Raw genomic sequence first — 19386 nt, 5'->3', positions numbered from 1 at the left:
CGCCAGGACCCATCACCTTCACCCAAGGCCTCAGACGCTTCAACGCCATCGTCGACGGCTTCGTTCTCGCCTCACAAAAATGAACCCGAAGCAAATGTGTGCGCACGCTAGCCCACAGGGGAGAAGGAAGAAGCGCCGCCTCTACTCGGCCTTCACCAGCACGGCGCTTTCGAACTCGAGCACCTTGGCGCCGGTCGAATCGAAAGCTTCCGAACGCAGCGCCAGCAGCCGCCAGCCGGGGCGTGAGGCAATCGGGCGGTGCGACAGCGCGGTGCGCGTAAAGGTGATGGTTTGCCCGGCATAGACCGGCTTCAGCCATTTCAGGTTCTTGAAGCCAGGCGAGGGGCCGAATTCCGGCACCGGACCGGGGCCGCTCCACGCAGCGATCTCGGCGTCCATGCGGTTTTCGAGATTGAGTTTCATCCAGGTGGCGGCGGTGTGCCAGCCGGATGCGCAGAGCCCGCCGAGCACGCTTTTCTTCGCGGCCTCCTCGTCGGTATGGAAGATCTGCGGGTCGTATTTGCGGGCGAAGGCCTTGATCGCCTCGGGCTCGAATGTGTGCGAGCCGAGCGTCACCGTGGTGCCGATACGAAAGAACTCGTCCAGTGTCATGCTTGGCTCCCCGCGGCATCGCGCGTGAGGAACATGGCGGAGTTCTCGAGCTCGAAGACGCTTTCGCCGCGCTGGTTGAACAGTTCGCTGCGCATTGTAACGAAGCCGAGTTGCGGCTTCGATTTGGACAGGCGCTTGGCAACGACCACCAGGGTGCCGGTCAGTTGATCGCCGGCCAGGACCGGCTTCTTCCATTTGACCTGATCGACGCCGGGCGCGCCCTGGCAGGTCGAGTCCAACAGGAAGGCATCGCACAGCATGCGCATGAACATGGCGCAGGTGTGCCAGCCCGACGCCGCCAGCCCACCGAGGATGCTGGCCTTGCCGGCTTCCTCGTCGAGATGCATCGGCTGCGGGTCGAATTCTCCGGCGAATTCGACGATCTCGGCGGCACTCACGAGCTTCGAGCCGAGGTCGATCGATGCACCCTCGATGAAGTCCTCATAGGCCCATGTTTTTATCTCTGCGGTCATGGTCTGGAATCCGGCTTGTCGGCCCACGATCCCCAGGATCGGGGTTTCCGGATGCAGGCCGGCGTTCATTTGGTCAAGCGATTTCTACTGCGCCAGCCTGTGGCAGCCGATCGACAGGCCCACTCAGAGCCAGCCGCGGCGGCGGAAATACCAGAAGGGCAGGATCGCCGACAGCACCATCATGGCGATGGCGAAGGGATAGCCAAGTTCCCATTTCAACTCGGGGATGACGTCGAAATTCATGCCGTAGATCGAGGCGACCAAAGTCGGCGGCAGGAAGATGACGGCGGCGACCGAAAAGATCTTGATGATGGCGTTCTGCTCGATCGAGATCATGCCGAGCGTCGCGTCGAGCAGGAAGGAGATCTTCTGCGACAGGAAAGTGGCGTGGTCGGCGAGTGACAGCACGTCGCGAGACAGCGTCTTGATGCGCGCCTTGGTGTCCTTACTCATCTTGGTGCGGGTCGAGGCATGGGCGAAAAAGCCCGCCAGGCGCTGCAGCGAGATCAGGCTGTCGCGGATCGAAGACGCGATGTCCTCCTTGCGGCCGATGGCTTTCAACAATTCCTGGAAGTCGCGATTGCGCTTGGAAACCTTGGTCGATCGCGCCTCGAAGATATCGCGCGAGATCGCCTCGATGTCACGGCCGGCACGCTCCAGAATGTCGGCGAGACGGTCGACGATCGCCTCCAGCAAGCCGATCAGGATGGTGTCGCCGCTGGTGCAGCCGGTCGCCACCTTCTCGGCGCGCTGCGGAAAGGTCTTGAAGGCCTTCGGCTCGTGGTAGCGCACAGTGATCAACCTTGTGCCGGCGAGCACGAAGGTGACCGGCGACATCAAGGGATCGTCGACCTCGGTCTGCGCGGGCAGGGTTGCGGTCATGAAGTAGGCGCCGTCCTCGACATAGAGGCGGCTCGAAATCTCGATCTCCTCCATCTCCTCGCGCGTCGGAATGGCCACGCCGAGCCAGCTCTCGATCGTCGCTTCCTCTTCCTTTGTCGGGTTGAAGAGGTCCGCCCAGACGATGGTCTCGCTGTTTGCCAGGAGATCGTCGACGACGCGCAGGCGATCATTGTCCACGACGAAGGCCTTGATCATCGCCTGATTCCCTTGCTGGGGCCAAAGGGTGCGTTCGGATTGACGCGTCGTGTTGGATTGCACGGTTCCCGGCGCCAGCGCCGACCGTGCGTCTGCCGCTTAGACCTGTGACGTGACAAAATCAAGACAAGTGGCTGTCCCGGGCGGCCCGCCGGATGGCCGCCGGCCGAGTCGGAAAATCACGCCTGAAAGTTTCGTCGGTTACCCCGTCGGATGTCTGGATGCTCGATAGACCAGCCTCAGGTGTTGAATTTGAACAGCAGGATGTCGCCGTCCTGGACGACATATTCCTTGCCTTCGTCGCGGGCCTTGCCGGCTTCCTTGGCCGCCACTTCGCCGCCCAGTGTGACGAAGTCATTGTAGGCGATGGTCTGGGCGCGGATGAAGCCGCGCTCGAAATCGGTGTGGATGACGCCGGCGGCCTGGGGGGCCTTGTCGCCCTTATGGATGGTCCAGGCGCGCGTCTCCTTCGGCCCGACGGTGAAGTAGGTGATGAGGTGCAACAGATCGTAGCCGGCGCGGATGACCTTGTTGAGGCCGGGCTCGTCGAGGCCGAGCGAGGACAGGAATTCCATCTCTTCCTCATCGGAGAGCTGTGCGACCTCGGCTTCGATGGCGGCCGAGATCACCACGGTGCCGGCGCCCTGGGCGGTCGCCATCTTTTCCACGGCCCTGGTGTGCTCGTTGCCGGTGGCTGCGTCGGCCTCGGCGACGTTGCAGACATAGAGCACGGGATGCGAGGTCAGAAGGTTCAGGCCCTGCAGGATGCGCAAATCTTCGGCCGAAATATCCTTGAGCAGGATGCGGGTCGGCTTGCCGGCCTGCAGCAGTTCTAGCGCTGCCTCCATCATCGGCAGCACTGACGTCGCTTCCTTGTCCTTGCTGCCGGCGCGCTTGCGGAATTGCACGATGCGGCGCTCGAGGCTGTCGAGGTCGGCGAGCATCAGCTCGGTTTCGACCGTCTCGGCATCGGCCACCGGGTCGATGCGGCCCTCGACATGGGTAATGTCGTCATCCTCGAAGCAGCGCAGCACATGCACGATGGCGTCGACCTCGCGGATGTTGGCGAGGAACTGGTTGCCCAGCCCTTCGCCCTTCGAGGCGCCGCGCACCAGACCGGCAATGTCGACGAAGGAGATGCGGGTCGGGATGATCTCCTTTGACTTGCCAATCGCCGCGATCTTCTGCAGGCGCGGATCGGGCACCGCGACCTCGCCGGTATTCGGTTCGATGGTGCAGAACGGATAGTTGGCGGCCTGCGCCGCAGCCGTTCTGGTCAACGCGTTGAAAAGCGTCGACTTGCCGACGTTGGGCAAGCCAACGATGCCGCATTTGAAACCCATTTTGTCCGGTCCTATCGGGAAATAGAAATTTGATCAGGGCTATGGGCGATAGGGGTGATCAACGTCAAGCCCTTCGGTCCCCTTGATGCTCAGTCCTTGCCGCCGAACAGCTTCTTCAGCATGGCGGCCATCGGACCGCTTTCCGGCAGCTTGGCCAGGGGCTGTTGGGGCCGTGCCTGGCGGACGTGACTTTGCTGCTTCTGCGCCGGCTGCTTAGGTGCCGATTTTTCGGGCTCCGGCCCGGCCTTGCCCTGGACGGCGAGACTGGCTTTGTTCATGAAGCCGGATTCGTCGCCTTTGGCGATCATGGCGGCGTTGTCGGCGATCGCGTCGAGCAGCGGGTCAAGCCATTCGCGGTCCGCCTTGTCGAAATCGCCGAGCACATGGTGCTGGACCATTTCCTTGACGCCTGGATGGCCGACGCCGATGCGTACGCGGCGATAGGCGTTGCCGACATGGCCATCGATCGAACGGATGCCGTTATGGCCGCCGGCGCCGCCGCCGGTCTTTATGCGCAGCTTGCCTTCGGCAAGATCGATCTCGTCATAGAAGACGGTGAGCGCGGAAAGCTCGAGCTTGTAGAAGCGCAGCGCTTCGCCGACCGACTGGCCGGACAGGTTCATGAAGATCTGCGGCTTGATCAGGACGACTTTTTCGCCGCCGAGCGAGCCCTCGGCGATCAGGCCCTGAAATTTCTTCGACCAGGGCGAAAAGGAATGGCGGCGGGCGATTGCGTCCGCCGCCATGAAACCGACATTGTGCCGATTGCCGGCGTATTTCGCGCCCGGATTGCCGAGACCTGCAAACAGCAGCATCGCCTGCTCCGGGCGTGAAAGAGTTACTTCTCTTCGGCGGCAGGAGCCGCTTCAGGTGCAGCCGCTTCAGCCGTCTCTTCCGTCTCCGGCTTCATCGCCGACGAACCGGCAATGGTCGCGATGGTGAAGTCGCGGTCGGAGATCACAGGCTTGACCCCAGCGGGCAGCTTGACCGCCGAGATGTGGATCGAATCGCCAATGTTGGCGCCGGTGAGATCGACGGTGATGAATTCCGGGATCGCATTGGCCGGGCAGTGGAACTCGACTTCGTGACGCACGATGTTGAGCACGCCGCCGCGCTTGATGCCGGGCGACTTGTCCTCGTTGATGAAGTGGACAGGCACGTCGACATTGACTTCGGTGTCCTTGCCGATGCGCAGGAAGTCGACATGGACAGGGAAATCCTTGACCGGGTCGAGCTGGAAGTCCTTCGGCAGGACCTGGATCTTCTTGCCGTCGACATCGATCGTGGCGATCGTGGTCAGGAACCCGCCGCCATGGATCTTGTAGTAGATGTCCTTGTAGGTGAGCGCGATAGCCAGGGGAGGCTGCTTGTCACCATAAATTACTGCAGGCACTTTACCGTTGCGGCGAACTGCACGGGCGGACCCCTTACCGACCTGTTCGCGTGCTTCGGCCTTGAGCTCGTAAGTGTCGTGGCTCATGGCATTTCCTTTCGGTTTGTTCTGGAGCGCTCACGGTGGGCAGAGTGCCTGGACCGTAAACGTCGAAAGCCGACATACCCATGCATGATCTGGTCCGAAAACCGGAATCCACTTTTCGGGATCATGCGGGAAGGCGGCCTTCCGCCGCGTTGCCTCCAAGGGTGTCTACGCGGGTGGCGGCTCTATAGCGGAAGGCGGCCGGAGGTGCAAGCCAAAGGCACGACCGGCCTGGTGCAGCCCAGACGGCCGCTATCCGCGCTTTTCGATGACGGCATAGAGCACGTTGCGGTTCTCGCCGAAGAATACCTGCGCCTCGACGGTGTTGCGGTCGACGCTGGCATTGACGATGTTCCACATATCGACCTCCGATCGCAGCAGCAACACCCAGTCCATGAACGTCTCCCGATACCCCGCGTCGGGGGTGCCCTCGGCGTAGTTGGCGAACAGGAATGTTCCGTTCGGCTTCAACATCTGCAGGCAGGTCTTCGTGAGTTTCACCGCGACGTTGTGGGCGAGGTAGTCGTAAAGGCCGGAGGCGTAGATGAAGTCGAATTTGCCGAGCTTGTGGCCCCGCGTGAGCACGGTTCGCACCGAGCCGTCGATGGCTTCGACGGCGGTGCCCTGGAAGTCGCGCGAGATCAGCCCAACGCTCTGGGGATCCTGGTCGAGCGCAACCCAGCGCTTGAGACGGCCCTCCGTCAGGGCGACCGAACGATTGGCTTCCCGCAAATGGCCGGCCGCGATCGCCAGAACCTCGGTTTCCGGTCCGTTCTTGGCCGCGATCTCGTCGACATATCGGGTCAGGAGGTCGCGTCGTTCCCGGGCCGCGACGCATGACGGTACGTTCTGGGTATGGCTATAGAGTGCTTTGCCGACCTCCGAGGCGTTCGCCACGCTCTCTGCCACGTGCGGATCACAATAGATGTAGTCGAGCAACTGCGCGTCGCCGGAATAGCCCCTGGGTTTGGTGAAGGACCAGTGCGTCAGTGGATCCTCGAGAAAATACTTCAGGATCGGATGGTTCTGCGCGACCGGTATCAACGCATGCCAGACGTCGGGATGAACCTTGGAATGCAGGCCATTGAGGAAGGACAGCAAGCGGCCGACGATCTCGGCCGGGTTCTTGTCCTGTTCGACCTGCTGCTGTGTCGCGTGGAGAATGAGGGCAAGCTCCGCGCGCGCGGTTTCGAACGCTTCGCCATGATGCTCGATCTTTCCCCGAGGCAGCGTGCCGGCGAGCATCTCGGCAGTAATCAAGCTTTTGCCATCAAGAACGGTCTGCACGCCATCACTCCATAGTTAACAGTCGGTTAACTTATTGCGTAGAATGCTCCCTTTGCCAATGTCGGGCCGACGGCATTTTAGGTTTATGATTAATTTCCCGCCAACCATGTTCGTTGGTTAATCAGCTTCCGAGCCGGATTCCGGGTTCGAGTTAACGGAAACTTGTCTTGCGCGATTGCATTTGTTTGCCCGGCGTTCGCAATCGCCGTCGCGTCCCAAGGAGCCGGCCCGCGTGGGGGCAGAAGCTGGAAATGAGTTCGGAAAACAAAATCCCTTTCAAAAGGGGTCGATTGTGATGAACGAACACGTGTCATCCGCATTGGCCGATACGGTTGATGCTGAGCCGTACGAGCCGCGCTACGAACTGGGGGCCGACGAACTTCGCGCCCTCTACCGCACCGAAGCCCGGGCGACGCGAAGAGGGGAAGCCAGGCCAGGGCTTTGGATCGCAGTTGCGATCTATCTCTTGTTTTCGGCAACGGATCTGCTGCTGATCCCGGATGTGGCCGCCTATACGATCACGGCGCGTTTCGCGGTCGGCTTGAGCGCGCTTTTGATCCTGGAAGCGCAGCTTCGCCACGGCGTCGGGACGGAATGGCTCGACGTGACCTGCGCCGGGGCCATCATCTTTGGCTATGTTGGTTGGCTGTGTCCGGCGATTATGGGCGCGGACAAGGAAAGCGTCTCTTACTATATGGTCTTTGGGACCATATTCATGATGAGCGCCAATCTTTTCTTTACATTCAATTTCAAGCTTTCTATCGTAACCTCGACAATAATCTTATGTATACTTTATATCGTAAATTACTTTGTTCCATCAACCCTCATATACAAAATGGTATTTGGGGCTTTCTATGTTTCTTGTTTCACGTTCACCTCATATGTGAACTGGAAACTGAACGAGGAACGCTACAACGTCTTCCTGAACGCCCTGGAAGCCAAGATCCAACACAATGAGGCGACCGAACGCGGCAAGGCCCTGCTGAGGTTGTCGCGGACCGATCCGCTCACGGGTCTGGAGAACCGGCGCGCGATCGACGAGAAGCTGCGAGACTACTGGAACGATTGGCAAAAGGTCGGCACCAGCTTTGGGGCGATCCTCATCGACGTGGACTTCTTCAAGAAGTTCAATGACTGCTACGGCCATCAGGAAGGCGACCGCTGCCTGATCCATGTCGCCAATGCCCTTAGCGATATGATCAAACAGTATAATGGCTCCATCGGCCGCTATGGCGGCGAAGAGTTCATCGTCCTGGCTCGCATGGAGAAAAAGGAGCAGATCCTGGACATTGCGGAAGCCATTTGCAGCACGGTGGAGAACCTGGCTCTGACGCACGAACTGCGGCGCGACGGCGTCTCGATCGTAACGGTAAGCGTTGGCGCCGCATTCACCCGGACGCAGACCGGGGCCAAGCTGGAGAAAATCATTCACGAGGCCGATCGCGCTCTCTATCTGGCAAAAGCCGGCGGCCGAAATTGTGCCCGGCTGTTCGATCCAACCGACCCGCAAAGCAGTGACGAGAGCGAGAACATTGCGGCTTTGCTGAAGATCGCGATCGGCCAGAATCTCGTTTCACTCGTTTACCAGCCTATCCAGGATGTCAAATCGGACCGGGTTGAAGCGGTGGAGGCTCTGATGCGCCTCAAGATGCTCGACGGCACATCGGTTCCGCCGAGCCTGTTCATTCCCGTCGCCGAACGGACCGGTGCGATCCTGGAACTCGGGCGCTGGGCGATAAGGACAGTGTGCGCCGAACTGCTGGCGGACGACCACGTCCGTGTCGTCAGTGTCAACGTCTCCCCGATCCAGCTCAAGACACCGGGCTTCGCGACGTCGGTCGCGACCATTCTGGGCGAGACGGGTGTCGCAGGCAGCAGGCTGGCCTTCGAGATCACCGAAGGGCTGGAGATGGAGATGCACTCCGACATCCTGCGCTGCATCAGCGACCTGAAGCTGCTCGGGATCAAGATCTGGCTTGATGATTTCGGGACCGGCTTTGCGGGCCTTTCGTGGCTTCGCCTGATCGATTTCGATACGGTGAAGATCGATCGCTCGTTTCTGCATGACTGCAGCTCCCCGAGCGGCAAGGCGATGCTGCAGGACATTATCACCCTGGTTCGAAATCGCGGCCACAAAATCCTGGTCGAAGGGGTGGAGACAGACGAGCAGATGGCCCTTATGCGCGAATTCGGCATAGACAAGATCCAGGGCTTCCATGTCGGCCGTCCCGCTCCCGCCGTCAGTTTCCAGGCAAAGCGAGCCATGCGCAAACGGCCATTTGCCGTGCTTAAGTCCGCATGATGGTGGCCTCTTCCGACGTTTGGCTAGCCGTCGTCAAGCCGTGCTAGCGGTCGCCGGTCAACGCGGCGCGTAACGCCTGGATCTGCCGGTTCAGCGCATCGAGCTCAGTCAGCGTCATGCCCGAGCGTTCGACCAAGGCTTCGTTCAGGCAGTTGCATTGGACAAGCAGTGCGCGCCCGGCTGATGTCAGATCGACCTGCACCTGGCGTTCGTCGGTCTGGCTGCGCTGGCGGGTCACCAGCCCGGCCTGCTCCATTCGCTTCACCAGCGGCGTGACGGTGCTCGATTCCAAAGCGAGCCGATGGGCGATGGTGCCGACCGACATGCCGTCGGCCTCTCCAAGCGCGTTCAACACCAGGTACTGCGGATAGGTGATGCCCATCTCGTCCAGCATCGGCTTGTAGGTGCGGTTGATCGCCATGCTGGTGGCATAGAGCGTGAAACAGAGCTGATTGTCCAACGGGAGAGGCACGGCGCATTCCTTTTGCCAATGTGGGCATCATTTCGATACCACGAAAAATGATATCGCGATACATATTTGTGTGGACAAGGGTTTTAGGCCGCGTTAGCTATGTCGTTATCGCGATATTGTTTATCGCGAAAATAACCAGAAGGAGATTGAGATGACCTCGCAAACCAAACCCAGCTCCGGCAGCGGCATGATCACCACCAGGGACGGAACGCAGATTTACTACAAGGACTGGGGGACCGGGCAGCCTGTCGTCTTTCATCACGGCTGGCCGTTGAGCAGCGACGATTGGGACGCCCAGATGCTGTTCTTCGTGTCACAGGGCTACCGTGTCATTGCCCATGATCGCCGAGGCCATGGCCGCTCGACCCAGACGGATATCGGCAACGAGATGGACACCTATGCCGCCGACGTAGCGGAACTCGCAGCCCATCTGGACCTCAAGAACGCCATCCATGTCGGCCATTCGACCGGCGGCGGCGAAGTGGCGCGTTATGTCGCCAAGTATGGCGCCGGCGGCCGTGTCGCCAAGGCGGTGCTGATCGGCGCGGTGCCGCCAATCATGCTCAAGACTGCCGCCAATCCCGGCGGCCTGCCGATCGAAGTGTTCGACGGCTTCCGCTCCGCGCAGGCAGCCAATCGCGCCCAGTTCTTCCGCGACGTTCCATCAGGTCCGTTCTACGGCTTCAACCGCCCGGGCGCAGAGGTATCGCAGGGCGTCATCGATAATTGGTGGCGCCAGGGCATGATGGGCGGCACCAAGGCGCATTATGATTGCATCAAGGCCTTTTCGGAAACCGACTTCACCGAGGATCTGAAGGCGATCGACGTGCCTGTGCTGGTCATGCACGGCGACGACGACCAGATCGTTCCCATCGCGGACTCGGCGCTGCTGACGATCAAGCTGCTCAAGAAGGGCGAGCTCAAGGTCTACAAGGGCTTCCCGCACGGCATGGCCACGACCCATGCAGACATCGTCAACGCCGACCTGCTGGCCTTCTTCAAAGCATAGGCCGTTGGAACGAAAAAAGCACCCGCCGTCTGGCGGGTGCTTTTCCTTGCGTGGGTTTCAGGCCTGATCTAGGCGGCCGCCTGCGCCTTGCGCGCTTCCTTCATGTTGGGCAGGAACACGGTCAGCAATCCAAGGAACGGCAAATAGGAGCAGATCTGGAAGACGAAATCGATGCCCTTCATGTCGGCGACGACGCCGAGCACGGCCGCCGCGATGCCGCCCATGCCGAAGGCGAAGCCGAAGAAGATGCCGGCGATCATGCCGACGCGACCCGGCACGAGCTCCTGCGCAAAGACGACAATGTTGGAGAACGCCGAGGAGAGGATCAGGCCGATCAGCACCGTCAGCACCATCGTCCATTCCAGATTGGCGTAGGGCAGGGCGAGCGTGAAGGGCAGCACGCCGACGATGGAGAACCAGATCATCGCCTTTTGCCCATAGCGGTCGCCGAAGGGGCCGCCGAGCAGGATGCCCAGCGCCGAGGCACCGAGAAACAGGAACAGCATGACCTGGCTCATCTGCACAGAAACGCCGAACTTATGCATGGAATAGAAGGTGTAGTAGCTGGCGAGGCTGGCGATGTAGGCATTCTTGCTCAGCACCAGCAGTGTCAGCACGATCAATGCATTCATCACCTTGCGGCGCGGGAAGGGCGAAACGAAGCTCGCCGCCTTGCGGGTGCCCTGCGCGGCACGCAGCCGGCTGCACCAGCCGCCGACCTGCCACAAAACGATGATGCCGATCAGCGAGCCGACGGCGAACCAGGAAATGCTGGTCTGGCCGAACGGCACGACGATGAAGGCCGCCAGCAGCGGCCCCATGGACTGGCCGAAATTGCCGCCCACCTGGAACAGCGACTGCGCCAGCCCGAAGCGGCCGCCGGAAGCGAAGCGGGCGATGCGCGAGGATTCCGGGTGGAAGATCGCCGAGCCGATGCCGATCAGCGAGGCACCGATCAGCAGCAGCGAATAATGCCCGGCATAGGCGAGCACGATCAGGCCGATCAGCGACGACGCCATGCCGTAGGGCAGCGAATAGGGCATCGGCCGCTTGTCGGTGATCATGCCGATCAGCGGCTGCAGCAAGGATGCGGTCACCTGGAAAGTGAAGGTCAACAAGCCGATCTGCCAGAAATCGAGGCCATAATTCTCTTTCAGGAGCGGGTAAATGGCCGATAGCAGCGACTGCATGATGTCGTTGATGCAGTGGCAGAAGCTCACCGCCAGGATGACGGTGAAGGCCGTCGCCTGGGCTGAGGCGTGACTGGCGCTCGCCGGTGGGGCGACGCTGGCTGCTGTCGTATCGGTCAAGGTAGGCTCCGTGGTCTTTTTGGCGGGCACGCCCGCAGGCAACTGGCGGACGCTCCTTGCGGCCACCCTGGGGACGGTGCCTTATAAGCCGCTTGCGAGACGACTTCTTTCGTGGTTTGGTCCAATAGTTTCGCAAGTGGGCCATATCGGATGCCGCACGGCAAAGAAGTCTTTCACGCTGGCAATGCCAATCTCGGCCAGTTGCACGAGAGCCGCTGGCAGTGGCTTGAGCAAGTGGCCGGGCCGGCGGTGGCATTGCCGACCGAATATCCTGACGGCTACCGCGTGCCACAGCACCGCCACAGCCGCAGCCAGCTCTTGCATGCGCTTGTCGGTGTGGTGCTGGTGACGACACGCTACGGGCGCTGGATGGTGCCGCCCGACCACGCGATGTGGATTCCAGCCGGCACCGAGCATTCCGTCGAGATGCTGGGCGACGTCTCGATGCGTTCGGTTTATGTCATGCCACAGGCGATCCCCGGGCTGCCCGAAGGCTTGCGCGTCGTCGGCGTCACCGACCTGATGCACAGCCTGATCGTGGAATCGGAGAAGCTCCCGCAAGGCGGCGTTCTGGAAGGACGCGGTGGGCTGATCATGAACCTTCTGCTGCACGAAATCCCGACCTTGCCGGAACGGCCTCTTGGGCTGCCATTTCCGTCGGATCCAAGATTGTCGGCGCTGTGCCGACGCTTCGTCGCAGCACCGTCGCCGCATGCGACCATCGACGAGTGGGCCGATGCAGCCGGCATGAGCCGCCGTTCCTTCACGCGCGCCTTCCAGCGCCAGACCGGCCTGCCGCTGTCGACATGGCGCCAGCAGGCCTGCCTGTTCGCGGCGCTGCCCAGGCTGGCGGACGGCGAGCCGATCACCAGGGTGGCGCTTGATCTCGGCTATGACAGCGTGCCGGCCTTCATCACCATGTTCAAGCGCATGCTGGGGACCTCGCCGCGCGGCTATATGCGCGGCGCACGCGAGAACGTCGAGGTCGCTCGTCGCCTGATCGGCCCGGTTCGGTTGGAAAGCTCCGCGCCTTAAGGGCAGGCGGGTTTAGTCGAACAGGCTGGACACCGATTCCTCAGTCGCCGTGCGCGAGATGGCTTCGCCCATCAGGTCGGCGATCGAGATGACGCGGATGTTGGGCGCGTCGAGCACGCCCTGGGTCGGCTGGATGGAATCGGTGATCACCAGTTCCTGCAGCTTCGAGCCGCTGATGCGGGCAACGGCACCGCCCGACAGCACGCCGTGGGTGATGTAGGCGGTGACGCTGGTGGCGCCGTTGGCCAGCAGTGCATCGGCGGCATTGCACAGCGTGCCGCCGGAATCGACGATGTCGTCGATCAGCAGGCAATCCTTGCCGGCGACCGCGCCGATGATGTTCATGACTTCCGATTCGCCCGGCCGTTCGCGGCGCTTGTCGACGATGGCCAGTTGCGCATCGAAGCGCTTGGCCAGCGCACGAGCGCGGACCACGCCGCCAATGTCGGGCGAAACCACCACGACGTTGCCGAGTTGCTTGTATTTGGCCTTCACGTCGCGGGCCATGACCGGCACGGAAAACAGATTGTCGGTCGGGATGTCGAAGAAGCCCTGGATCTGGCCGGCATGCAGGTCGAGCGTCAGAACGCGGTCGACGCCGGCGCGGGTGATCATGTTGGCAACCAGCTTGGCCGAGATCGGCGTGCGGCCGGAGGCGCGGCGGTCCTGCCTGGCGTAGCCGAAATAAGGGATGACCGCCGTGATGCGCTTGGCCGAGGAGCGCATGAAGGCATCGATCATGATGAGCAGTTCCATCAAATGATCGTTGGTCGGAAACGAGGTCGACTGCAGGATGAAGACATCTTCGCCGCGCACGTTTTCCTGGATTTCGACGAAGATTTCCTGGTCGGCGAAGCGCCTGACCGTGGCTTTGCCCAGCGGGACATTGAGGTACCGGGCGACTGCTTCGGCCAGCACCCTGTTGGAATTGCCCGCGAAGAGTTTCATGCACGGTTCCTGGTGGAGGATGATGAGGCCTGACGGACTCGCTTGCGCCCTTTAACCGGGCTTTTAGCGGCCCGCGCTGGTATTGCAAGCGCCGAGATCGGGAATCCGCCGGCTAAACTCAAGAAAGCTCCGCGCCATCGCCGGACTGCAACAGGGAGCACGGGACTTGTGCTGGTCCTTCTTCTCATTGGGCATCGGATTTTCCCAAAACCGTCTCCACTTTGGGGTCCGATGCCTCTAGCCCGCCTTGCCGCCGAGCCAGGCGGCGAACTGGTCGATGGTCTGGTCGGCGATCGCCTGCATGGTGGCCGGCGAGATCCCCTTCCAGCTGTCGCCGCCCGCGCTGCCGCCGGAATTGACCGACGGAGCCTTCTGCTGGCCATTGATGCGGTGCAGCCGGTTGCCAGCGGGGTCATAGACGTCCCAGACATAGATGACGGTGGTGTCGGCGCCTTCCGACATCGTCGAGAAATAGCCTTTCAGCACATGTGTCACGGTCTGGTCGGCGCTGCCGGCGAGAGTGATGCCGCGCTGCCTGGCACGGGTCTGCAACTCCGCCGTCAGAGGTGTCGCAGCTTCCACCGAAGCGCCTACGATCGGCGCGATCTGCAAGCGGGTCTTCGACAGGATGGCAGCGCTTTGGGCTGATGTGACCGGTGCGGCGGCGGTTGCGGGAGCGCCAGACGTGCTGGTGGCGGGCCCGGCCGGAACCGTCGCCGCCGTGTTGCCTGACGTTGCGGGCAGCGTCTGGGTCGACGTCGCCGGCGGGGTGATCGCCGACGGTTCGAGCACGTCCTTTGCGTTGGTGCAGGCAGCAAGAGCCAATGCCACAAGCAATGACACGGTCGTCACATGCGATCGTCTCATTTGCCTTCTAACTCCTTGGCGAAGAACGCCTCCCACTGTGGATTCACTTTACGATCAAGTCGAGATCATGGCGGGACAGCGGCCTGGGCTGGGATTCGGTGGTCAGGTAGGTGCGGCCAAGCGTCATCGCCGTCTCGGTATCGGAGTCCATGATGATCATATGGGCGAACAGCGTCATGTTGGGCGCGATCGGTTCGGGATTGCCCTGGTAGAACATCGGCATGTCCATCCAGGACGGGGTGAAGCGGGCGCCGACCGAATAGCCGCAGGCGTTCAGCCGGTGCTTGGTCAGGCCGTGTGCCTCCATGGTGCGGGCATGCGCATCGAAGACGTCGCCGAAGCTGTTGCCCGGCATAATCGCCTTCTCGACAGCCAGGAGTGCTGCGCGGGCGGCGTCGAACAGTTCCTGATGGCGCTTCGACACCTTGCCGGTCAGCACCGTGCGCATCATCGGCGCATGGTAGTGGTTGAAGACGCCGGCCCATTCGAGCGTCAGCTGGTCGTTCTTGGTGAGCTTGCGGCGGCCGGCCTTGTAGCGGCACAGCAGCGCATCGACGCCGGAGCCGATGATGAACTCGTTGGCCGGATAGTCGCCGCCGCCGGCGAAGATCGCGCCCTGCATGGCGGCCAGGATCAGAGCTTCGTCGCCGCCTTGCTTGATCAGCGGCAGTGCCGCGTCGAGCGCATCGTCGGAGAGATTGGCGGCCTTCTCGGCCTTGGCTATCTCGGCCGGGCTCTTGAACAGGCGCAGCCGGCCGACAATGCCGGACGCATCGGCGATCTGGCCGAAGGTCTGCAACTGCTCGTCCAGGCGGCGGCCGTTGAAGGCGGTCAGGCCGTGGGTGTCATATTCGACACCAATGCGGGCGCCGAGCAGGTCGAGTTCGTTGAGCAGATTGCGCAGGTCGACCGCGGGATTGGCGCCGTTGCGGTCGGTCCACAAGACGATGTTGTCGATAATCGAGGTCTGACGTGCCTGGCGCAGGTCGGCCGAGCGGGTCAGAAGCACCATCGAACCGTCGGCCTTGACCACCAGGCACTGGAAGAAGCAGAAGCCGAACGTGTCGTAGCCGGTCAGCCAATACATGCTTTCCTGCGCGAACAGCAGGATGGCGTCGAGCTTCTTTTCGGCCATCTCGATGATCAGCCGGTCGCGCCGCGCGTCAAATTCAGATCGTTCAAAATGCAGCGCCATTATTCCCTCTCCAAGACAATTGCCGAAACCTGCCGGCCGTAATCGGGCTCCTTGCGATGCGTGGTGCGCCGATAGGAGTAGAACAGGCCTTCCTCGGCGTAAGTGCAGCGGTCTAGGCCCTCAGCCGTCACGCCTGCCTTGGCCAGCCGGTCAACCGTGTAGCGGTTGAGGTCGAACATCGCATGGCCGGCATTGGCGGACGGAGCGAAATAGAGGATGTTTTCGGCGTCGGCTTCGACAAAGCGGGCGACGAATTCCGGGCCGACCTCGTAGTTTCGCGGGCCGATGGAGGGGCCTAGCACGGCGACGATGTTTTGGCGCCGGGCGCCGAGGCTTTCCATCGCCAGGATGGTGTTTTCGAGCACGCCGGTGAACGCGCCTTTCCAGCCGGCATGCGCAGCGCCGATGATGCGCGCCTGCGCATCAGCGAACAGCACGGGACCGCAATCGGCGGTCGAGGCGCCGATGGCGATGCCCGGCCGGTCGGTGACGATGGCGTCCGCCTTGGGGCGCTCGCCGGCAAAGGGCTCCCTGGCGATGACGACATCGGGCGAATGGATTTGCCAGGCGGTCAACAGATGCCTTGCCGGCACGCCCATCCAGGCAGCGACACGGGCGCGGTTCTCGGCAACCAGCGTCTGGTCGTCATTCGATCCGGTGCCGATGTTGAGGCCCTGATAGATGCCGCCGGAAACACCGCCGACGCGGGTGAAATAGCCGTGGCGGATGCCTTGTGCCTGCGCCTCGTCCAGCAGCGGCGACCGAACGGGATCCGGTTTGGTCTGATTCAGCATGCGGGCGTTGTTGTCCGTGTGGGCGGTTTCGTCAAGAAGAAGGTGCTTGGTCGAGAACAGGCTGCAAAGCGCGGACGGGAGATTGGGAGGGGCGGCGGTAAAAAGTCAATCCGCCTCGGCAAAGGGCCGAACCGCCACGCCGCGAGGCAGCACCGCAAGCACCTTGAACAGCTCGCCCATGGCTTGCGGCCCTGCGAGGCGCTCGACGTCGCCGGCGATCCTTTCGCGCGCCGCCTGGCCGGCATCGGCGCCAAGGCGGCCGGCGCGCTCGAGGATGCCCATGCCGAGCAGGAAATCGCCCTGTGTCGTCAGATGGGCTTCGAGGCCATGTGCACGCGCGATCGCGGCAAGGGCGGCGAAATCGACGTGGGAGGTGAGGTCGGCCTCACCGGGATTGGCCAGCACATCTTCGTGATCATGGCTGCGCAAGGCCTGCAGCGTGTCCCCGACACCCGGCTGGAAATGGCCGTAGTCGAGAAACAGGCCGGCGCCACCATGCCTGGATATGCGCTCGGCGATTGTTGCCATCAGCGCGGTGCGGGCAGGTGCCACTTCGGCGATCGCACCTTGCGGCGCGTCAGCGGCATCGGCGGGCAGCAGCGTCGGGTCGACCGAGCCGGCGCCGGCGAAGAAGCAAAGGTCGTTGGTCTCGTCGAGGCCGACCATGCGCTCGCGCCAGCCGGCGCCGGCGCGGACGAACTGGCGGATGGGCACTGCGTCGAACAGTTCGTTGCCGACGATGAACAGCGATTGTTGCGGCAAGGTCTCGATGGTTTCGTGCCAGCCAACCGCGAAGGGTGTGACGCCAAGCGTCTTTTTTTGCACCTCGGTCAGGCGCGGGCTTGTCTCGATCATGGCGAAGGTGGCGCCGTTGGCCAGGTCAGGATCGAGCCGCGACAGCGTGCGCAGCATGTCCTTCATCAGCGTGCCGCGGCCGGGCCCGATCTCGGCGATGGTGACCGGCAGTGGCCGGCCGCTCGCTGCCCAGACCTGGTACATCCAGACCGCGACCAGTTCGCCGAACATCTGGCTGATCTCCGGCGCGGTGACGAAGTCGCCGCCCGCACCAAAGGGCTCGCGCGTCGTGTAGTAGCCGTCCGCCGGGTCGAACAGGCACAGCGCCATGTACTCGTTGACGGGAAGCGGCCCAAGGGCCTCGATCAGGTCGACGATGCGGGTCTTCAGCCGTGTCATGCCGGCTGCGGCTGTGCCACCGGCTTGGCGGTCAGCATCGCCCAGATGCCGGCCAGCACCATCGGGGTAGAAAGGATCATGCCCATGGTCAGCCAGTTGGTGCCGAGGAGATAGCCGAGCTGCTGGTCAGGCTCGCGGAAGAACTCGACGAAGATGCGCGACAGGCCATAGCCGCAGATGAAGGCGCCGCCGACGAAGCGCGGCGTCTTCAGCTTAAGGCGCGAATGGGTGAGAATGCGCAGCACGAGGAACAGCACCACACCCTCGAGCAGCGCCTCGTAAAGCTGGCTCGGATGACGGGCAAACGGCCCGCCATTGGGAAACTCGAACGCCCAGGGCACGTCGGTTGGTCGGCCCCACAGTTCGGAATTGATGAAGTTGGCGACGCGCACCAGGCCAAGGCCGACCGGCACGCCGGCCGCCACGACATCGAACAGCGACCATGTGCGGATGCCGCGCTTGATGGAGAACAGCGTCATGGCGAGGATGACGCCGAGCAGGCCGCCATGGAACGACATGCCGCCCTGCCAGACGGCGAAGATGTCGAGCGGGTGCGCGATGTAGCGCGCCAGATCATAGAAGAGCACATAGCCGGTGCGGCCTCCGAGCACGACGCCGATGGCCGCCCAGACGATGAAGTCGTCGAGATCCTCCGGCTTCATCGGCAGGACGCCGTTCGGCCACAGCCTGGCATTGGCGGCGAGCCCCTTGGCATACCACCAGGCGAACAGGATGCCGACGATATAGCCGACGCCATACCAGTGCACCGCCAGCGGCCCGATCTGGATGAGGATCGGGTTGATGTTGGGGAAGGGCAGGGAGGCCAGCGGCAGCAGGAAATATTCGTTCAACGGGGAACTCTCGATTGCGAACGTGTTTGGGCGCGGACCATGCGGCAGGGTTTTGGCAGGGTCAAGGCAAGGTGGGCGCACTCGACTTGATGCCGCAGCAAGGTGCAACATGCTTGCATTCGACGCGCGGCGCCACTACGTCAATTTTGTGCAAGCGCGAGGATTTGCCATGTCGACCGGACCGAACCGCATTCTCGATGAATTCGCCAAGCTGATGACCGACGCCGCCGGCGCCGCCCAGGGCGTGCGCCGTGAGGTGGAGACCGCCTTCAAGGGGCAGGCCGAGCGCATTCTCAATACGATGGACGTGGTGCAGCGCGAAGAGTTCGAAGCCGCGCGCGAGATGGCCGCCAAAGCGCGGGAAGAGAATACCCGCCTTGCCGCCCGCATCGAGGCGCTCGAGGCGAAGCTTGCAGAACTGGCCGGCGACGCCACACCAGCGACGGCCGCCAAGCCGCGCACAAAAAAATAATCGTTAAACTTTTCCACATAGCCCGATCCTGAAAAGCGCTTTGCCGTGAATCGCTTAACGGCATTGCATGAATCTTTGTGACAGCGGCTTTCCACATGCGAATGACGCAGTGCGAAAAATTGGGCTGTTCACGCGACTCCCGATCAATAGACTGAATTTGTTGCATGATTCGGAGCAGGGTCATGCGACCGGGCGGTGGGGTCCGGTCTGGGGTCTTTGCGTCGAGAAGTCGTCTTTGCGCGAAGAAAGTCCTGGCCGTCCGAGTTCTAGACAAGATTGTTCGTTGTGTGTGCCCTCCCGCGGAGCGTGTGGCGGCGCTCGTACAGAACGACAGGAAGCATTCCATGGAACTTCTCGAACTCGAATTCTCCCGCGAAATCCATCCGGTGGATGTTATCGAGCAGGTGGCCCACAACAACGACTGGTCTTTCGAGCGGGCCGGCGACGACGAGATTTCGATCTCGGTTGCCGGAAGCTGGACCGACTATCACGTCTCCTTTTCGTGGATGGAAGATTTCGAGGCGCTGCACCTGGCCTGCGCCTTCGATATCAAGGTGCCGGAGACCCGCACGCTGGAAGTGATGCGGCTCCTGTCGCTGATCAACGAGCAGATGCTGTTTGGCCATTTCGACCTCTGGGAGCAGGAG

Annotated in this window: 20 protein-coding genes; 5 read left to right on the top strand and 15 right to left on the bottom strand. The window is 62.1% G+C overall.

Annotated features, from left to right (window positions below):
• Window positions 1-141: 141 nt before the first annotated feature.
• The 7 genes from EN955_RS26205 to EN955_RS26175 all read right to left on the bottom strand — a co-directional run bounded on the left by EN955_RS26205 (window position 142) and on the right by EN955_RS26175 (window position 6290).
• Window positions 142-612, bottom strand: coding sequence for a MaoC family dehydratase (locus EN955_RS26205; protein ID WP_013529990.1), 471 nt, complete (start codon window positions 610-612; stop codon window positions 142-144).
• Window positions 609-1085 (bottom strand): MaoC family dehydratase, encoded by a 477-nt coding sequence (locus EN955_RS26200; protein ID WP_013529991.1) that lies wholly within the window; start codon window positions 1083-1085, stop codon window positions 609-611. The genes EN955_RS26205 and EN955_RS26200 overlap by 4 nt, the downstream gene beginning before the upstream one ends.
• A 123-nt stretch (window positions 1086-1208) precedes the next feature.
• Entirely contained in the window at window positions 1209-2183 is a 975-nt protein-coding gene (gene corA / locus EN955_RS26195) for a magnesium/cobalt transporter CorA (protein ID WP_023809832.1), read from the bottom strand.
• A gap of 239 nt (window positions 2184-2422) precedes the next feature.
• Window positions 2423-3526 carry a redox-regulated ATPase YchF gene (ychF, locus tag EN955_RS26190; RefSeq protein ID WP_024505635.1) on the bottom strand — a complete coding sequence of 368 codons (1104 nt, stop codon included), beginning with the start codon at window positions 3524-3526 and terminating at the stop codon, window positions 2423-2425.
• Window positions 3527-3615: 89 nt separating this feature from the next.
• Window positions 3616-4341 (bottom strand): aminoacyl-tRNA hydrolase, encoded by a 726-nt coding sequence (pth, locus tag EN955_RS26185; protein ID WP_024505634.1) that lies wholly within the window; start codon window positions 4339-4341, stop codon window positions 3616-3618.
• A 23-nt stretch (window positions 4342-4364) separates the two neighbouring features.
• On the bottom strand, window positions 4365-5006 hold the full coding sequence (locus EN955_RS26180; RefSeq protein ID WP_013529995.1) for a 50S ribosomal protein L25/general stress protein Ctc: 642 nt from the start codon (window positions 5004-5006) through the stop codon (window positions 4365-4367).
• Window positions 5007-5255: 249 nt separating this feature from the next.
• On the bottom strand, window positions 5256-6290 hold the full coding sequence (locus tag EN955_RS26175; protein WP_013529996.1) for a methyltransferase: 1035 nt from the start codon (window positions 6288-6290) through the stop codon (window positions 5256-5258).
• Between the two features lie 295 nt (window positions 6291-6585).
• On the opposite strand from EN955_RS26175, the gene EN955_RS26170 reads away from it, so the two are divergent.
• On the top strand, window positions 6586-8592 hold the full coding sequence (locus tag EN955_RS26170) for an EAL domain-containing protein (RefSeq protein WP_032808605.1): 2007 nt from the start codon (window positions 6586-6588) through the stop codon (window positions 8590-8592).
• A gap of 43 nt (window positions 8593-8635) precedes the next feature.
• Here the strand turns inward: EN955_RS26170 and EN955_RS26165 are convergent, their stop codons facing one another.
• Window positions 8636-9064 (bottom strand): MarR family transcriptional regulator, encoded by a 429-nt coding sequence (locus EN955_RS26165; protein WP_013529998.1) that lies wholly within the window; start codon window positions 9062-9064, stop codon window positions 8636-8638.
• Window positions 9065-9215: 151 nt separating this feature from the next.
• Between EN955_RS26165 and EN955_RS26160 the strand changes: the two genes are divergently transcribed.
• On the top strand, window positions 9216-10073 hold the full coding sequence (locus EN955_RS26160) for an alpha/beta hydrolase (protein ID WP_024505632.1): 858 nt from the start codon (window positions 9216-9218) through the stop codon (window positions 10071-10073).
• 68 nt (window positions 10074-10141) lie between these two features.
• Here EN955_RS26160 and EN955_RS26155 read toward each other — a convergent pair whose 3' ends face one another.
• Window positions 10142-11383, bottom strand: a complete 1242-nt coding sequence (locus EN955_RS26155) for an MFS transporter (RefSeq protein ID WP_024505631.1) — start codon at window positions 11381-11383, stop codon at window positions 10142-10144.
• 150 nt (window positions 11384-11533) lie between these two features.
• On the opposite strand from EN955_RS26155, the gene EN955_RS26150 reads away from it, so the two are divergent.
• Window positions 11534-12418 (top strand): helix-turn-helix transcriptional regulator, encoded by an 885-nt coding sequence (locus EN955_RS26150; protein ID WP_024505630.1) that lies wholly within the window; start codon window positions 11534-11536, stop codon window positions 12416-12418.
• 12 nt (window positions 12419-12430) lie between these two features.
• Here the strand turns inward: EN955_RS26150 and EN955_RS26145 are convergent, their stop codons facing one another.
• From EN955_RS26145 to lgt, 6 genes are all read right to left on the bottom strand, one after another.
• Window positions 12431-13366 carry a ribose-phosphate pyrophosphokinase gene (locus EN955_RS26145; protein ID WP_013530002.1) on the bottom strand — a complete coding sequence of 312 codons (936 nt, stop codon included), beginning with the start codon at window positions 13364-13366 and terminating at the stop codon, window positions 12431-12433.
• A gap of 237 nt (window positions 13367-13603) precedes the next feature.
• A complete protein-coding gene (locus tag EN955_RS26140; protein WP_013530003.1) occupies window positions 13604-14233 on the bottom strand; it encodes a hypothetical protein in 630 nt (209 codons plus the stop codon).
• A gap of 43 nt (window positions 14234-14276) precedes the next feature.
• Entirely contained in the window at window positions 14277-15428 is a 1152-nt protein-coding gene (locus EN955_RS26135) for a Xaa-Pro peptidase family protein (RefSeq protein ID WP_024505629.1), read from the bottom strand.
• Entirely contained in the window at window positions 15428-16222 is a 795-nt protein-coding gene (gene pgeF, locus EN955_RS26130; protein ID WP_024505628.1) for a peptidoglycan editing factor PgeF, read from the bottom strand. Before pgeF ends, EN955_RS26135 begins: the two co-directional genes overlap by 1 nt.
• A 105-nt stretch (window positions 16223-16327) precedes the next feature.
• Entirely contained in the window at window positions 16328-17416 is a 1089-nt protein-coding gene (locus EN955_RS26125) for a class I SAM-dependent methyltransferase (protein ID WP_024505627.1), read from the bottom strand.
• Window positions 17413-18267, bottom strand: a complete 855-nt coding sequence (lgt, locus tag EN955_RS26120) for a prolipoprotein diacylglyceryl transferase (RefSeq protein ID WP_024505626.1) — start codon at window positions 18265-18267, stop codon at window positions 17413-17415. The genes EN955_RS26125 and lgt overlap by 4 nt, the downstream gene beginning before the upstream one ends.
• A 169-nt stretch (window positions 18268-18436) precedes the next feature.
• Here lgt and EN955_RS26115 point away from each other — a divergent pair, with 169 nt between their 5' ends.
• Together EN955_RS26115 and EN955_RS26110 are read left to right on the top strand one after the other, a co-directional pair.
• Complete coding sequence (locus EN955_RS26115) at window positions 18437-18739, top strand: accessory factor UbiK family protein (RefSeq protein ID WP_013530008.1); 303 nt, start codon at window positions 18437-18439, stop codon at window positions 18737-18739.
• A 344-nt stretch (window positions 18740-19083) separates the two neighbouring features.
• The coding region (locus EN955_RS26110) for a YbjN domain-containing protein (protein ID WP_206522377.1) at window positions 19084-19386 on the top strand (303 nt) is incomplete at its 3' end.

This window comes from Mesorhizobium sp. M7A.F.Ca.CA.001.04.2.1, from assembly GCF_003998485.1.
Taxonomy (GTDB): Bacteria; Pseudomonadota; Alphaproteobacteria; order Rhizobiales; family Rhizobiaceae; genus Mesorhizobium; species Mesorhizobium ciceri.
This window is presented reverse-complemented; position numbering and strand designations above follow the sequence as displayed.

Bases quoted from the DNA above. Each gene is read 5' to 3' on its own strand.
- EN955_RS26205 (WP_013529990.1), bottom strand. From the start codon at position 612: ATGACACTGGACGAGTTCTTTCGTATCGGCACCACGGTGACGCTCGGC.
- EN955_RS26200 (WP_013529991.1), bottom strand. From the start codon at position 1,085: ATGACCGCAGAGATAAAAACATGGGCCTATGAGGACTTCATCGAGGGT.
- corA (WP_023809832.1), bottom strand. From the start codon at position 2,183: ATGATCAAGGCCTTCGTCGTGGACAATGATCGCCTGCGCGTCGTCGAC.
- ychF (WP_024505635.1), bottom strand. From the start codon at position 3,526: ATGGGTTTCAAATGCGGCATCGTTGGCTTGCCCAACGTCGGCAAGTCG.
- pth (WP_024505634.1), bottom strand. From the start codon at position 4,341: ATGCTGCTGTTTGCAGGTCTCGGCAATCCGGGCGCGAAATACGCCGGC.
- EN955_RS26180 (WP_013529995.1), bottom strand. From the start codon at position 5,006: ATGAGCCACGACACTTACGAGCTCAAGGCCGAAGCACGCGAACAGGTC.
- EN955_RS26170 (WP_032808605.1), top strand. From the start codon at position 6,586: ATGAACGAACACGTGTCATCCGCATTGGCCGATACGGTTGATGCTGAG.
- EN955_RS26160 (WP_024505632.1), top strand. From the start codon at position 9,216: ATGACCTCGCAAACCAAACCCAGCTCCGGCAGCGGCATGATCACCACC.
- EN955_RS26150 (WP_024505630.1), top strand. From the start codon at position 11,534: ATGCCGCACGGCAAAGAAGTCTTTCACGCTGGCAATGCCAATCTCGGC.
- EN955_RS26145 (WP_013530002.1), bottom strand. From the start codon at position 13,366: ATGAAACTCTTCGCGGGCAATTCCAACAGGGTGCTGGCCGAAGCAGTC.
- EN955_RS26140 (WP_013530003.1), bottom strand. From the start codon at position 14,233: ATGAGACGATCGCATGTGACGACCGTGTCATTGCTTGTGGCATTGGCT.
- EN955_RS26135 (WP_024505629.1), bottom strand. From the start codon at position 15,428: ATGGCGCTGCATTTTGAACGATCTGAATTTGACGCGCGGCGCGACCGG.
- pgeF (WP_024505628.1), bottom strand. From the start codon at position 16,222: ATGCTGAATCAGACCAAACCGGATCCCGTTCGGTCGCCGCTGCTGGAC.
- EN955_RS26125 (WP_024505627.1), bottom strand. From the start codon at position 17,416: ATGACACGGCTGAAGACCCGCATCGTCGACCTGATCGAGGCCCTTGGG.
- EN955_RS26115 (WP_013530008.1), top strand. From the start codon at position 18,437: ATGTCGACCGGACCGAACCGCATTCTCGATGAATTCGCCAAGCTGATG.